At 65.6% G+C, this 14,136-nt stretch carries 21 protein-coding genes; all 21 read left to right on the top strand.

Annotated elements, in window-relative coordinates; genetic code table 11:
• Nucleotides 1-26: 26 nt before the first annotated feature.
• Nucleotides 27-731, top strand: coding sequence for a hypothetical protein (locus AC5P9P_RS05295; RefSeq protein ID WP_197567672.1), 705 nt, complete (start codon nt 27-29; stop codon nt 729-731).
• 95 nt (nt 732-826) lie between these two features.
• On the top strand, nt 827-1,315 hold the full coding sequence (locus AC5P9P_RS05290; protein WP_197567673.1) for a glycoside hydrolase family protein: 489 nt from the start codon (nt 827-829) through the stop codon (nt 1,313-1,315).
• Nucleotides 1,312-1,626, top strand: coding sequence for a hypothetical protein (locus tag AC5P9P_RS05285; protein ID WP_197567674.1), 315 nt, complete (start codon nt 1,312-1,314; stop codon nt 1,624-1,626). The genes AC5P9P_RS05290 and AC5P9P_RS05285 overlap by 4 nt, the downstream gene beginning before the upstream one ends.
• Complete coding sequence (locus AC5P9P_RS05280; RefSeq protein WP_197567675.1) at nt 1,623-2,099, top strand: lysis system i-spanin subunit Rz; 477 nt, start codon at nt 1,623-1,625, stop codon at nt 2,097-2,099. The genes AC5P9P_RS05285 and AC5P9P_RS05280 overlap by 4 nt, the downstream gene beginning before the upstream one ends.
• Nucleotides 2,096-2,440 carry a DUF1064 domain-containing protein gene (locus AC5P9P_RS05275; RefSeq protein WP_197567677.1) on the top strand — a complete coding sequence of 115 codons (345 nt, stop codon included), beginning with the start codon at nt 2,096-2,098 and terminating at the stop codon, nt 2,438-2,440. The genes AC5P9P_RS05280 and AC5P9P_RS05275 overlap by 4 nt, the downstream gene beginning before the upstream one ends.
• A 162-nt stretch (nt 2,441-2,602) precedes the next feature.
• Nucleotides 2,603-2,866 carry a hypothetical protein gene (locus tag AC5P9P_RS05270; RefSeq protein ID WP_197567679.1) on the top strand — a complete coding sequence of 88 codons (264 nt, stop codon included), beginning with the start codon at nt 2,603-2,605 and terminating at the stop codon, nt 2,864-2,866.
• Nucleotides 2,866-3,264 (top strand): HNH endonuclease signature motif containing protein, encoded by a 399-nt coding sequence (locus tag AC5P9P_RS05265; protein ID WP_197567681.1) that lies wholly within the window; start codon nt 2,866-2,868, stop codon nt 3,262-3,264. The genes AC5P9P_RS05270 and AC5P9P_RS05265 overlap by 1 nt, the downstream gene beginning before the upstream one ends.
• An 82-nt stretch (nt 3,265-3,346) precedes the next feature.
• Entirely contained in the window at nt 3,347-3,727 is a 381-nt protein-coding gene (locus AC5P9P_RS05260) for a hypothetical protein (RefSeq protein ID WP_005408955.1), read from the top strand.
• A 3-nt stretch (nt 3,728-3,730) separates the two neighbouring features.
• Complete coding sequence (locus AC5P9P_RS05255) at nt 3,731-5,401, top strand: terminase large subunit (RefSeq protein ID WP_100438254.1); 1,671 nt, start codon at nt 3,731-3,733, stop codon at nt 5,399-5,401.
• On the top strand, nt 5,401-6,705 hold the full coding sequence (locus AC5P9P_RS05250) for a phage portal protein (RefSeq protein ID WP_495232630.1): 1,305 nt from the start codon (nt 5,401-5,403) through the stop codon (nt 6,703-6,705). Before AC5P9P_RS05255 ends, AC5P9P_RS05250 begins: the two co-directional genes overlap by 1 nt.
• Nucleotides 6,692-7,429 carry a head maturation protease, ClpP-related gene (locus AC5P9P_RS05245; protein ID WP_049431050.1) on the top strand — a complete coding sequence of 246 codons (738 nt, stop codon included), beginning with the start codon at nt 6,692-6,694 and terminating at the stop codon, nt 7,427-7,429. The genes AC5P9P_RS05250 and AC5P9P_RS05245 overlap by 14 nt, the downstream gene beginning before the upstream one ends.
• A gap of 68 nt (nt 7,430-7,497) precedes the next feature.
• Nucleotides 7,498-8,742 carry a phage major capsid protein gene (locus tag AC5P9P_RS05240; RefSeq protein ID WP_197567685.1) on the top strand — a complete coding sequence of 415 codons (1,245 nt, stop codon included), beginning with the start codon at nt 7,498-7,500 and terminating at the stop codon, nt 8,740-8,742.
• A 57-nt stretch (nt 8,743-8,799) separates the two neighbouring features.
• Nucleotides 8,800-9,204, top strand: coding sequence for a hypothetical protein (locus AC5P9P_RS05235; protein WP_111187867.1), 405 nt, complete (start codon nt 8,800-8,802; stop codon nt 9,202-9,204).
• A 3-nt stretch (nt 9,205-9,207) separates the two neighbouring features.
• Entirely contained in the window at nt 9,208-9,630 is a 423-nt protein-coding gene (locus AC5P9P_RS05230; protein WP_111187868.1) for a head-tail connector protein, read from the top strand.
• On the top strand, nt 9,627-9,959 hold the full coding sequence (locus AC5P9P_RS05225) for a phage head closure protein (protein WP_049431037.1): 333 nt from the start codon (nt 9,627-9,629) through the stop codon (nt 9,957-9,959). Before AC5P9P_RS05230 ends, AC5P9P_RS05225 begins: the two co-directional genes overlap by 4 nt.
• Complete coding sequence (locus AC5P9P_RS05220) at nt 9,952-10,455, top strand: HK97-gp10 family putative phage morphogenesis protein (protein WP_111187869.1); 504 nt, start codon at nt 9,952-9,954, stop codon at nt 10,453-10,455. Before AC5P9P_RS05225 ends, AC5P9P_RS05220 begins: the two co-directional genes overlap by 8 nt.
• Nucleotides 10,452-10,814 carry a tail completion protein gp17 gene (gene gp17 / locus AC5P9P_RS05215; RefSeq protein WP_049431032.1) on the top strand — a complete coding sequence of 121 codons (363 nt, stop codon included), beginning with the start codon at nt 10,452-10,454 and terminating at the stop codon, nt 10,812-10,814. Before AC5P9P_RS05220 ends, gp17 begins: the two co-directional genes overlap by 4 nt.
• A 79-nt stretch (nt 10,815-10,893) precedes the next feature.
• Nucleotides 10,894-11,367, top strand: a complete 474-nt coding sequence (locus tag AC5P9P_RS05210; RefSeq protein ID WP_197567686.1) for a phage tail tube protein — start codon at nt 10,894-10,896, stop codon at nt 11,365-11,367.
• A 125-nt stretch (nt 11,368-11,492) separates the two neighbouring features.
• Complete coding sequence (locus AC5P9P_RS05205; protein ID WP_005408966.1) at nt 11,493-11,867, top strand: hypothetical protein; 375 nt, start codon at nt 11,493-11,495, stop codon at nt 11,865-11,867.
• 56 nt (nt 11,868-11,923) lie between these two features.
• Entirely contained in the window at nt 11,924-12,160 is a 237-nt protein-coding gene (locus tag AC5P9P_RS05200; protein ID WP_231914711.1) for a hypothetical protein, read from the top strand.
• 2 nt (nt 12,161-12,162) lie between these two features.
• Nucleotides 12,163-14,133, top strand: coding sequence for a hypothetical protein (locus AC5P9P_RS05195; RefSeq protein WP_329772349.1), 1,971 nt, complete (start codon nt 12,163-12,165; stop codon nt 14,131-14,133).
• The last annotated feature ends 3 nt before the right edge of the window (nt 14,134-14,136 follow it).

Genomic DNA, 14,136 nt, shown 5'->3' with positions numbered 1-14,136 from the left:
CGAGCAAACCACCAAGGGGAAGGCGAATGCGACTGAACGATGCCCGCGAACTGCTGTCCAGCCGGACTGGCCCAAAGTCGATGAGCTTTGATGGAGTCGGCGGTGGTCCGTCGACGCAGGAGATCGTCGCTGCGCTGGCAGACGTTCCTCAAGGCCTGGGGCATGAGCTGCTGCAGGCGTTGTGGTGGCCCGAGAGCGGCCTGCGCCGTCGGGAGCAGCTGCGGCAGGCAGTCGTTGCGTTGGTCGCGCCCGAGTTCACTCGACAGATGCACGCACTTGCCGACGCGCGTACGGAGTTCGGGATCGCGAAGGCCAGTATGGGCTGGTGCGGGGGCGTGGTTACGGATACCCAACGGCGGGAGGTTCGCCGGTCCGAACAGGCGCTGGAAGATGCGCGTTCGGCGGCATGGCCGAACAACACGATGGAGCAACTCGGGGTGCTGGCTGGGGCGGTCATCGCCGAGATGTCCGGTGCATGCGATTGCTCGCGCTGCGCTGGGAAGAAGGTTCTGCCGGATCCGGCGGGAGCAGGCATCGTGAGCTGCGGGGACTGTGGCGGAAGCGGCTTTGAACACCTGAGCGGTCGTAAGCGTGCGGCTGCCATCGGGGCCGATTGGTCGGCCTACAGCCGGTTCTGGAGACCTGTCTATGAGTGGATGTTGGCCAACTTCCGCGCTGCCGAGGCGCGCGCTGCAAGGCAGTTCAACAAGGCGCTTACGCACGCTGCCTAACGATGACTTCCTAGGTCATCGAAAAAGGCGGCAATCTTCCCAGCATCCAGACGCAAGCCCCGGCCCAGCCGGGGCTTTTCTATTTCGGAGACGCCATGGCGCAGATCACTCCCCAACAGGCTGGCGGCGTGAACGTCGTGGCCTTCCTCGACATGCTGGCCTGGTCCGAGGGGACCGATAACGGCAAGCAGCCCACCAAGGACCGCGGTTATGACGTGATCGTTGGCGGGCGGCTCTTCACGAACTACGGTGACCACCCGCGCGTGCTGGTGGATCTGCCTAAGCTCAAAATCCAGTCCACTGCGGCCGGCCGCTACCAGGTGCTGCGCCGCTACTTCGACGCCTACAGGAAGACCCTCGGCCTGAAGGACTTCACGCCGTTGAGCCAGGACCTGATCGCGCTGCAGCAGATCCGGGAGCGCCGCGCGCTGCCGCTGATCCAGGCAGGCAAGATCCCGGAGGCCATCAAGGCGGTCAGCAACATCTGGGCGAGCCTGCCCGGCGCCGGGTACGGCCAGCACGAACACCATCTTGCTGACCTGGTGGCCGTCTATCGCAAGGCCGGCGGGACGGTGACGCCGTGACCGGGCTGGACGTGGACTGGCAGGCAATCGGCACTGCCGTCGGAGGGCTGATGGTTGGCGCCGGCGGTGTGGCGTTGTGGTGGCGCAAGCAGTTCGTAGAGACAGCCAGGGAAGGGGCCGAGGTCAACGTGATCCAGCTGATGCGTGAGGAAGTGACCAGGCTGGGCGAACGAGTAGGGCGGATGGAAGCCAGAGAGCTTCGCCTGATCCGCCATATCTACAGGCTTGAAGGTCTCATGCGCGCGGCCAGCCTGGAGCCGCCACCGTTCGACCCGGACAGCGACACGATCAGGGCAGGAGGCTCCGAATGAACCGCATTGCCATCGCAGCCGCCGCGTTCGCCCTGTGGTCCGTCGCCATGTTCGGTGCTGGCTGGACTTGGCGCGGTGATCGGGCAGAGGGCAGGGAAGCCGACCAGCGTGCCGCCGGCGCCCAAGCACTGGCGGACCAAGTGAACCAGACCCGAGCCAGCGAGCAGAGCAAGGCTCTGCAGCTGGCCGTCATTGGAGCGAAGCATGAAGAAGACCGCACTACGGCCGCGACCGTCCCTGCTGCTGTTGTTGCTGGCGTGCGTGATGGCAGCCTCCAGCTGCGCGACGACCTCGCCACCTGCAATACCGCTCGCCTGTCCGAAGCCGTCGCCGGCGCCGTCGAACGTGATGCGCACGCCCAACTACGAGCAGAGGTCGCGGGTGCTCTTGTTCAAATCGGGCGTGACGCCGACGACCAGGTCCGCGCCTGCCAAGCGGTAATCGCAGCTGACCGGCAGCCGGTGACGCAATGAACCGTCGAGTGCTCGCGCTGGGCCGGCTGAAGACCGGCGAGATGAATAAGACCGAGGCGGCGTATGCCGAGCGGCTGCGCGCGCTGCAGGCCACCGGTGAGGTGCAGTGGCACCGCTTTGAGGGCATGAAGCTGCGCTTGGCCGACAACACGTTCTACACGCCGGACTTTGCGGTCATGGCTGCCGACGGCGTCATGGAATGTCACGAGGTGAAGGGCCACTGGCAGGACGATGCAAGGGCCAAGATCAAGATTGCCGCCGCCATGTACCCGTTTCGCTTCATTGCGGTGAAGGTCCGGCCCAAGCGAGACGGCGGTGGCTGGGAAGTGGAGGTGTTCTGATGCCTGCGAACGTGACGGCGTCTGTCCGCATGAGGTGGTGGCTGCGGTGGTATCTGGCCGCCTTGGTCCGGGTTGCCAGGGCCAAGGGCATGGAACCGAACTGGGAGCGGGTCGAGCGGTGGATACGCCGCGGCCTGGTACTGCGAACGACAAGGGTTGGTGATGGACGCTGCACGGATTGAAGAGGTAGCGCGCGCTGCTGCTGTCGCAGCCTTGGCGGGGCTGATCGAGAGCAGCACCGACAGCCGTATCGATCGACTGGTCGGGATCATCGAGCAGCAGGGCAAGCAGATCGCCGAGCTGGCCATGCACGTTGGGCTGCTGGTGCAGGCGGTGGCGCAGCTGCTGGGCGAGGAGGCCGGCGCACCAGTGCAGGACGAAGGTGCCGAGCCTGCGCGTCTCGACCTGGACGGGATGCCTTACTGATGCCCACCCGGCCACCGCAACATCGTGCGTCCGGGTGGCGCCCCTACAAGGAGACCAGCGCTCAGGTCCGCAAGAGACAGGCGCGCCGCGCGCTGCCCACCAACTCCTCACTGTGGCGCCGGATCCGTGCGGTGGTGCTGGCTCGTGAGCCCCTGTGCAGGTGTTGCGCTGAGCAGGGTAGGGTGCGCGCGGGCACTGAGGTCGACCATATCGACGGGGACGACTCCAACAACGCCGACAGCAACCTGCAGCCGTTGTGCCGGCCGTGCCATAGCGCCAAGACAGCGCGGGAGAACGGCGGATTCGGCCGGGATCTCAGCCCGCAGGGCGCGCCTGCATGGGGCGCGAGTTATCCACAGAAATCTGAACGAAAAGGGAGGGGGGAGGGCCAAAGTTGAGGGCCTTCCTCGCCCGATACGCGCGCCCCCCTTTCTTCTCGCGTCCACAGAATTTGAATTTTGGATTTGGAGCTGACCGGCGATGGCCAGGCACAAGCAGCCCGCCGAGCTGGCAAAGCTCAAGGGGGCGGACAAGCGCAACCCGCAGCGTTACAGGGCCGAGGTGCCAAAGACGGGGAAGGCCCTGGGCAAGGTGCCCGGCCATCTGCCGGACGAGGTCGCGGTGGTCTGGAAGGAGCTGGAGAAGTGCGCCCTGCCTGGCGTCCTGACCAGCGCAGACCGTTTCATCATGGAGGTGGCGTCATCGCTGCTTTCCGAGTTCCGTGCGAACCGCGGCGAGTTCGTTGCGGCCAAGTACTCCCACCTGATCGGCTGCCTGGCGCGCCTGGGCCTGACCCCGGCTGACCGTCAGAAGCTGGGGACCGAAAAGACCCCGGAGGGCAACCCATTCGACGAGTTCTGATCCATGACGCCGAGCGAATCAGCCAAGGCATACGCCAAGGGCGTCACGTCAGGAAAGATCCCGGCCGGCGAGTTCATCCGTCTGGCGTGCCAGCGCTTCCTGGATGATCTGAAGCGCAAGGGGGCCGACTGGCCCTACAAGTACGACACCGAGAAGGCGGACCGCGCGGTGCGGTTCATGGAGAAGATGCCGCACACGAAAGGAAAGTGGGCGGCACAGAAGCGCCTGCTGGTGCTGGAGCCCTGGCAGCACTTCATCGAGTGCAATCTGTTCGGCTGGGTCCACAAGAAGACCGGCCACCGGCGCTTCCGCCGCGCATACGAGGAGATCCCGCGAAAGAACGGCAAGTCGTTGCGACTGGCTGCCCGTGGCCTGTACCTGTTCTGCGCTGACGGCGAGGCGGGCGCGGAGGTCTACTCGGGCGCTACCAGCGAGAAACAGGCGTACGAGGTGTTCCGCCCGGCCTGGCAAATGGTCCAGAAACTGCCGGCGCTGCGTGCCCGCTTCGGTATCGAACAGGCGGGCAACCCGAAGAACCCGGGCCCGCTGTTCGTCATGGAGGACATGTCCAAGTTCGAGACCATGATCGGCAAGCCCGGCGACGGCTCCAGCCCGCATGCGGCCTTGGTGGACGAGTACCACGAACATGACGATGACCACATGGTCGACGCCATGGAAACCGGCATGGGCGCGCGCGAGCAACCCCTGCTGTCGATCATCACCACGGCGGGCACCAACCTCTCCGGCCCATGCTTCGAGATGCGGGGCGATGCCATCCGCATCCTGCGCGGTGAGGTGACTGACGAGACGGTTTTCGCGGCGATCTACTGTATAGACGAGGGCGACCGCTGGGACGATCCGGCGAGTTTGCGCAAGGCCAACCCGAACTACGGCGTTTCCGTGTTTGAGCAGTTCCTGCTCGACCAGCTCGCCAAGGCAAAGCGGTCGGCCAGTAAGCAAAGCGCGTTCCGTACCAAGCACCTGAATGATTGGGTCGGCGCCAAGCTGGCATGGATGAACATGCTGGCCTGGCAGCGGCAGAAACGCCGGTTTGAGGTGTCGGACTTTGCGGGCTGTCCGTGCTGGGTCGGCGTCGATCTGGCATCCAAGCTGGACGTGGCTGCCGTGGTGCTGCTGTTCGAGAAGGGCGATAGCTACTACGTCATTCCCCGGTTCTACGTGCCGGAGTCGGCCGTGGAGGAAAACGAGAAGTACCAGCAGTTCCTGCTGGACGAGCTGATCGTGTCCACGCCGGGGAACATGACGGACTACGCGTTCATCGAAGAGGAGCTGAAAGAGCTTGCGGCACAGGGCGTCGACGTGCGGGACATTGCCTTTGACCCGGCCCAAGCGGCGTACCTGATGACGCGCCTTGAACAGGAAGGGCTGCCGACCGTGGAGATGGCGCAGTCAGTGCGCAATCTGTCCGAGCCCATGAAAGAAGTGGAGGCGCTCATCCTGTCGCGGCGCCTGTGGCACGACGGCAACGCGGCCATGACCTGGATGATGGGCAACGTAGTGGCGCGCGTGGATGCCAAGGAACACGTCTATCCCCGCAAGGAAAAGATGGAAAGCAAGATCGACGGCGCGGTGGCGCTAATCATGGCCATGGGCCGCGCCATGCAGGCGCGGGACACCGGCACAACCCAACAAGGCTTCGTGGTGATCGACTGATGTTCGGACTATTCGAGAAGAACCGGCGGGCCGATGCCCGCGACCGTATCGAGCCGACGATCAGCAACCTGGTCGACGGCGAGGTGATCCAGTCCTCCGACATGCGCATGTTCGAGGTGTTCGGGAACCCGACGACGGCCTCCGGAGCCGTGGTCAGCCCGGAATCGGCGATGCGGGTTTCGGCGGTGTTCGCTGCCGTTTCGCTGCTGGCCGGCGCGATCGCCCAGCTGCCGCTGCCTGTGTTCGAGCGGGTGGACGGCCATCGCAAGCGGGCGGAGCACGACTACTGGTGGCTGCTGAACGAGCAGTTCTCCTCCGGCTGGTCGAGCGCTACCGGCTGGGAGTTCATCGTCGGGCAGATGCTGCTGCGCGGTGACGGCGTGGTGTACGTGACGCGCAACCGCGCCGGCATGGCGACCGGGCTGATTCCCTGGCCACGCGACAGGGTGATGATCCTCAAGCAGGAAAAGACCAGCCCGCGCGAACCGACGCGCCTGCAGTACACGTTCCATGACGCGGACGGGTACTTCACCGTTGACCAGGACGATGTGCTCCATTTCCCTGGCTTCGGTTTCAACGGCGTGCACGGCATGTCGGTTATCCAGTGGGGCGCGCGGAATGGCATCGGCATCGCCATCCAGGGTGACGAGCACGCCGGCAAGTTCTTCAGTGAGGGCGGCAAGCCCGAAGTGGCCATCCGAACGCCCAACAAGATGACCAAGGAGCAGCAGGACGATTTCCGCGACGCCTGGGTCAAGAAGTACGGCGGGGTGCAGGGCAACCGTCGGATCCCCTTGGTCCTGACCGAGGGGCTGGAGGTTCACGAGCTGACCATGTCGGCGGTCGACCAGCAGCTGCTGGAGTCCCGGCAGTGGCAGGTGATCGATGTGGCCCGCGCCTTCGGTGTGCCGCCCCACATGATCGGTGAAACCACCAAGGCGACCAGCTGGGGCAGTGGCATCGAGAGCATGGGCATCGGCTTCGTGAAGTACACGCTGGGCCCGCACCTGAAGCGGATCAAGGACGAGTTGAACCGCAAGCTGTTCCGCGCGCCGCGCTACTTCGTTGAGCACAACGTGGACATGTTCATGGCCGGCGACTCGAAGACGCAGGCCGAATACTTCAGCAAGGCATTGGGTGGCCCTGGCACCCAAGGCTGGATGGTCGTCAACGAAGTCCGCCGCCTCAAGAACCTGCCTCCCATCGAGGGCGGCGACAAGCTCTACCAACCGAAAGAACCCGCGCCACCGGCCAAGGCGGGCGGAGATGACCCTGAAAGGAACCCTGACGATGCCGATTCCTAAGCTGCTGCAGCTGGCCAAGAACAACGCCGGCCAGTCCAAGCCCATCCGGGCGGAGACCGAAGGTAAGGAGGCAACCATCTACCTGCACGGCGTCATCGGCGGGTGGTGGGGCGACATTGACGAGACGATGTTTGCGCAGGCCATGGCCGGCATCGATGCTGATGTGATTCATCTGCGCATCGACTCGCCCGGCGGTGACGTGTTTGCGGCACGATCCATGATGACTGCCATCGCCCAGCACAAGGCCACTGTCATCGCCCACATCGATGGCTTGGCTGCCTCGGCTATGACCGGAGTCTGCATGGCGTGCGACAAGGTCGAGATCAGCCAAGGCGGCGCGTTCATGATCCACAACGCATGGACCATCACGGTCGGCAACAAGGCCGACATGACCAAGACCGGTGAGCTGCTGGCCAAGATCGATGCCGGCCTGGCCGGCGACTACACCCGTCGTACTGGGAAGGATCAGGAGCAGATCGTCCAGTGGATGGACGAGGAGACCTGGTTCACGGCCGACGAAGCCAAGGAACACGGCTTCGCAGACGAGGTGGTGGAGATCGTGGGCAAGAAGAAGGCATCCAACACCTGGGACCTGTCCGCCTACGACAACGCGCCTGCCGCACTGGCCAACCGTGCCACCGAACCCGACGACGGCGCCGCCGCCGCCGCCCACAAGGCAAACCTGTCGCGCCGTCTGGCGCTGCTGGAACGCTCCGCTGCGTAAGCGACTCCCGCCCGCAGTTCATCCTGACCGCCGAAAGGCGGTTTTTTTTCGACACGAGGAAATCACCAATGCCCTTCAACATTCAGGCCGAGCGGGAGCGCCGCACCGCGCTGGCAAAGGAAACCCGCAATCTGCTGGATACCAGCACCGGCGACGGCAACAAGTGGACGCCGGAGAACCAGGCCAAGTACGACAACAACATCGCCGAGATCGAGCGCATCGACGCGGCGATCGAGCGTCATCAGAAGGTCATGGACCTTACGGCCGACGAGGCACTGCGCGAACAGGGCGTGCGTGAGCACGACACTGCTAACCGCGGCGGCCGTGAACTCTCCAACGAGGAGCGCCTGTTCGACCGCTGGGCGCGTGGCGGTGACAGCGCCCTGAGCGCCGAGGACTGGAAGCAAGTCAACGCGGCCATGTCGAGCAATCCGGCCGTCAACCCGGAGCAGGGTGGCTACACCGTTCCGACCACGCTGGCCGAGCAGATCCTGGATGCTCTGAAGGCATTCGGCGGCATGCGCCAGGTGGCTGATGTGTTCAGCACTTCCGGCGGCGAGCCGATGCAGTATCCGACCAGCGATGGCACCTCCGAAGAGGGCGAACTGGTCGCTGAAAACCAGTCGGCCAACGACCAGGACGTGGCCTTCGGCACCAAGGGCCTGCAGGTGTACAAGTACAGCTCCAAGGTGGTGACCGTGCCGTGGGAGCTGCTGCAGGACAGCACGGCCGATATCGCCGGTTTCATCGAGAAGCGCCTGCAGACCCGCCTGGGCCGCGTCACCAACCGCCACTACTCCGTCGGCACCGGCGTTGGCCAGCCGATGGGTGCCTTTACTGCCGCGACGGTGGGCAAGATCGGCGCTGTCTCGGCGCTGCCGATCGTCACCTACGACGACCTGGTCGACCTGGAGCACAGCGTCGACCCGGCGTATCGCCAGCTGGCCAAGTGGATGTTCCACGACGACATGCTGAAGCTGATTCGCAAGGTGAAGGACGACCAGGGCCGGCCGATCTTCGTGCCGGGCTACGAGCAGGGCAATCCGGGCGGTGCGCCGGATCGTCTGCTGAATCGCGATATCCAGATCAACCAGCACGCCCCGGCCCCGGCCGCAGGCGCCACCTCGATCGCGTTCGGCGACTTCAGCTACTACAAGATCCGCGACGTGATGGCCGTGACCCTGTTCCGCTTCAACGACTCGGCCTATGTGAAGAAGGGCCAGGTGGGTTTCATGGCCTGGATGCGCTCTGGCGGCAACCTGGTCGACGTGGGCGGCGCGGTGAAGACCTTCAAGCACGGCGCTGCGGCTTAACCGCCTCGGCCCACGAACGGAGGGACGCCCCAGCGCGGGCGTCCCTCGGAGACGATCATGGCAAAGCAGAAGAACACCTCCGCGCAAGCGGCCAGCGGTCCGGCCGACGCGCAGGAAGCGCCAGCTGCGGTAGTGGACGCAGCGGCTGGTCAGGGCGAGCAGCCGGACGCCGCAAGCCCCGACGCTGGCGCGGCAGATGCCGTCAGTGAGCCGGAGACGGACGAGGGCGGAGACAGCCAGAGGCCCGAAACCGTGGAGGCGGACAACGACCTGCCGCCATCGGATGAAGTACCGGCTCCGCCGGAGGGCGAAACCGTGCCGGCGCTGGTTCTCAGTAACAACCACCTCGGGAAGGTTGGCCAAGTGATCCAGGTCAGCGCGGCACACGTTGAGGCGCTGCGCCTTGGCGGGCTGATCGACCCCCACCCCAATGCCATCAAGTCGGCCACGCCGGAGGAATGACCCATGCTGCGCACGTTGACCCCGGCGGCAGAGGAACCCGTGTCGCTGAGCGAAGCGAAGGCGCACCTGGTAGTTATCCACGATGCGGACGACGCGCTGATCGGCGCCTTCATCACCGCCGCGCGTGAGTCGGTGGAGCGCACCACGGGGTATGCGTTGGCAGCCGCGACCTATGAGTGGACCCCGGTCGGCGAAGGTCGCTCTCCGCTGCCGATCGAGCCAGCCACGCTCGACAGTGAACCAGAAGCCTATCCGGTGAAGTTCACGACGACACCTGGCCCGCTTCCGGGGCCGCTGCGCGCGGCCGTACTGCTGTTGCTGGGTGACCTGTACGCCAACCGCGAGGCGGTGGTGGCTGGCTCGCAGTTGGCTGAGAACCCGACCCTGGACCGGCTGATGTTCCCCTACCGGCGGGTACTGCCATGAGGCGGGCCGGCAAATACCGGCATCGGATCGAGCTGCAGGACTACGGCCCGGTGCGTGATCCGCTCGGCGGGGACGTTAAGCAATGGCGTAGATGGCGGGCTGACGTGCCGGCAGAGGTGGTTCCGCTCTCGGGTCGGGAGTTCACCGCGGCCGCAGCCGAGCATGGAGAGGTGACTGCACGCATCGAGATCCCTTACCTGCCCGGGGTAGTGCCGGTCATGCGCGTGGTGTTCGACGGGCAGGTGTACGCGATTCGTGCGGTGCTGCCGGATGCGACAGCACGCGGGCATATCACGCTGATGGTCGATGCCGGGGTGTCCGATGGCTGAGCAAGTAAAGATCGACGGCCTGGACGGCCTCCTGCGTTCACTGCGAGAGGCACCCAAGGCGATTCAAGGGCGAGCCGTGCAAGCCGGTATGCGCAAGGGTGGCAACGTCATCCGCGACGACGCCCGGCGCCGGGCTCCGAGAGCATCGGGGTTCATGGCCTCGCAGATCGTCACCCGTCGGGCCAACACCAAAAGCCGGCAGCGCGCAGGTGTAGGCCAAGGCGGCGAGTACTTCACGGTTGGGGTTAAGACCGGTCGCCGCCGCAAGTACGCCAACACCAAGCGCAACCGGCGCCGTGGCCGCGTCGGGAAGGTCTATGAGGAGGCGGGCTGGGCCTATTACTGGCGTTTCAAGGAATTCGGCACCAGGAAGATGAGAGCCGAGCCGTTCCTCACGCCGGCAGGCGAGGCCAAGGGGCCGGAGGCGGCGCAGGTGATCATCAATGAAACCTGGGCGGCGCTGGACAAGCAGCTGAAGAAGGATGGCTGGCGATGATGGTTCCCCTGATCCAGTCCCTGCTGCAGGGTGATGCAGCGGTTCGGCACATGCTGGGCGACCCGATCCGATTGTGGCCGGGAACCGCGCCACAGGATGCAGCACTCCCCTACGCGACTTGGGAGGTGGTCGGCGGCTCGCCCACTGCGATGCTGTCCGAGGCGCCGCCGGCCGACGGCTGGCGAGTCCGATTGACCGTGTGGGGCGAAGCCCTGACGCAGGCCAACGGCGCGGCCGTCGCCATCCGCGACGCAATCGAGCGCGTGGGCAGCATCGAGTCCTACAACCCGACGCCTGACAGCGACGGCACGGACGCCTTTGGCATCTCCTTCGACGCCAGGCTCCTGCAACTGCGCTGAACCACACAACGGCAAACCACTGGCCCCGTAAGGGGCCTTTTTCATGCCCGGCGACGGGCGCAACACAAAGGAAACCCCTATGGGACAGGTAATCAAGTCGAAGCACTCCCAGCTGTTCGTCGCCATCGGCGCGGCCGAGGTCATCAAGGTGACCCGCCTGCGTTCGGTCGGCTTCCCCGATGGCCAGGCATCGGAGATCGATATCTCCGACTACGACGACGACTGGGACCAGTTCGTCGCTGGTCGCAAGCAGACCGGCAGCACCAGCATTGAGATCATCTACGACAGCGTCGACCACGAGAAGCTGGAAGAACTGCACGAGACCGGCGCCGTCGTGAACTGGCTGGTGACCGCGCCGAAGTCGGAAACCGAAGGAGTGGCGAAGCCGGCCGCAATCGCCGGGAAGATCACCCCGCCCACTGACGTGCTGTCCAAGCAGTTCGACGGCTTCGTGCAGAACTTCGCGGTGACCAGCCAGGACAACGACGTCTGGAAGGCGACGATCACCATCCGCGGCTCCGGCGCCGTCACCACGCACCGCCCGACGCCGTAAGGCTGCGGCAACGGCGTACACCCAGGTCCGCTTCGGCGGGCCATCTCTCTGACGGGGCGCGCGGATCCTCCGCGGGTTAGCCGTGCGCGGCCCGCGCGCCCTGTCGCCATTCGAGGAAACGGCCAATGAGCAAGACCAATGACACCCCCCAAACCCAGCCGCAGCAGCCCCTGAGCGTCCTGCAGTCGTTCACCAACCTGGGCATGTTCGCGTCCAAGGACGTGCACGCCGACACGATCACCCTGCCCAACGGAGCCAAGGCGCAGTTCCATGTCCGCGAGCTGCCGGATGCGGAGTTCCGCAAGCTGTGGGGCGAAGGTGACCGCGCCAAGCTGATCGCAGCGACCATCTGCGACGAGGACGGCAAGCCCGTCATGAACGTGGAGCAGGCCGCGCAGCTCAAGCCGCTGGTTGCCGCTGAGCTGCAGCGTGTGGCCATGAAGCACTCCGGCTTCGGCGAGGATGCTGCCCAGGCACAGGCCGACGCGGGAAACGGCTAAGGCAGCGCGGCGAGGACTGGTTCTGGAAGGTCCTCGCCGGTCACCTGCACCGGACGGTGTCGGACCTGCGGGCCACCATGTCGCGCCGCGAGTTCCTGGAATGGTGGGAGTTCCACAAGCGGAACCCCATCGACCCTGTGAGCCTGTACATCAAGCCCGCTGCCTTCGCCGCGTATATAACCGCCTCGCACAGCCAGGGCGGGACAAAGCGCTCCTTTCAGCACTACCTCGACGCTCTCGTGCCACGGTCCGATGAGGACGAGGCGCAGGACTGGTTCGATGGACTGGGATGACCATGACCGACACTTTCGGGCGGTTCGCCGCCACGCCCATTGGCCCGTTACTCGCTGCGCGAGATGGCGGGCTTACCCTGGCCACCACCGGCGCCACCACGCTGGCCAGCCACGCGCGCTCCGACTTCGGCCTTGATGCCGGCACGGTGGGCGTGGAGTTTGCCGTGTGGGGCGATGACGCCGTTGCAGCCCTCGTAGGCTTCGCCACCGGCCCCGCAGCGCTGAACAAGGCGCTGGGTGCGGACCTCGCCAGCATCGGCTGGGATCTCGCGGCCGGGCGCCTGCTGCAGGCGGGCGGTGCGATCGCCACTGGCCTGCCGACAGCGACCCACGGCGACATTGTCGGGCTGCAGGTGGTGTTCTCGACCCCTCGCCAGCTGCGGCTATACCTCAACGGCGCGCAGATCCTGGTGCGCGAGCTGCAGCTGTCCGGGCCGCTGTTCTTCGCCGCGTCGCTTGCCGCCACCAAGGCCGGTGGGCTGTGCCTTGCGGTCAACGCAGGGCAGTGGGGGCCGCGAAGCGACGCGGCTGCAGCCGGTTGGCGGCTCCCCAGCTCAACCGCTAGCCCCACGCGCTTGGCCGACGTGGACTGGCTGTCTGCGCCCGGCGATAGCCCGGCGAACGTTCGCTACGAGGGATTGGTGGCCGAGGGCGTCAACCTGATCCAGGAGCTGGCGTTCTGGCCGTGGGGCGGTGACCCGGTATCCCAGGCCGCGGCCGCCGAGTGCGTCTTGGTCGATGCGGAAGGATTGCTGGACGGAATGGCTGGCACTGGTGCCTCAGGCAGTTCGGTGCAGATCCTGCTAGCACCTGAGAGCTGCATGCGGGCTGACGCCGTCCCAGCTTTCCGTTGCGCGATCGAACAGATCGAGATCAACGACGACGGCACCAAGACGCTGCACCTGCGCGATGCGCACGACTATCTGGACGAGACGCTCAACCGGGGCGTTTTCTTGCCGAACATCGCGTCCCTGGCATGGAAGCCGCAGCCCGTGGTAATCGGGGCAGTGGCGAGCATTCCGGCGATGGGGGCCAACTCCGACGCTACCTCAATGTTCGTGGCCGACGGACGGGTCTACGTCGACGCCGTGATGGACCGCGGCGACCTGATGGAGGTCGGCACCTACAGCGAGGCGCCGGACGGGCAACAGGTGTTGCTGAAGTCACCACCGGTGACGCCTGTGGTCGTGGATGCTTCCAGTGTTGGCGCTGGCATGATGCCCGCCAGTCTGGAGCAGGCAGTAGGAGACGTGATGGCGCGGCTGGGCCGCGAGGCGTGGTCGGCCAGCGACTGTGTGGCGATCGATCAGGCCACGGGCTACATGGGTATCGGATACTACGCGGGCTCGGCGATCACCGGTCGCGCAGTATTGAATGCCCTGCTGCCCAGCTACGGCGCCGGGTGCTATCAGGATCCGGCCGGAGTGCTGCGCTTCGTTCGCGTGATCGCGCCCGAAACCCACGCAGGGCCGTTCGCCTTTGATCTGTCTGAGGCAGACGATCTGGCGGCTGACCTGGTCATGGTGCCCGATGATGCTCCGAACCTGACCCGGCGTATGGCCTACCGCCCGAACGCCCAGGCGCTGGCCGCATCGGATCTCGTCACCGACGTGGTCGACGTTCCGCAGGCGCGCCGCGATGAGCTGACTGGCCTCTACCGTGGGCAGGTGTATGGGGCTGGCCCGCTGCATGCCCACTACCAGCGGGCGGAAGCTGCTGATCCTGTCATCTCGCTGTTCTGGCATGCGGCCGACGCGCAACAGGAGATTGATCGCGTCCTCGGCCTGTACCGGGTGCCGCGCCACTTCTACCAACTGGCGGTGCGCGGTGATCAGGATTTGGCGCCGCTGCCAGGTCAGATCGGCAGGCTCACGTACAGCCGGTATGGGCTGGAAGACGGCAAGCCGGTGCTGGTGCGCCGAGTAGAGCGCAACCCTGCCACGGGGGACGTGGTGCTGACAGTGTGGGGATGATGA

The sequence above is a fragment of the Stenotrophomonas sp. YJH_SMC_14-1 genome (assembly GCF_059372275.1).
The sequence above is the reverse complement of the archived record's forward strand: the minus strand, read 5'-3'. Positions and strand labels throughout refer to the sequence as shown.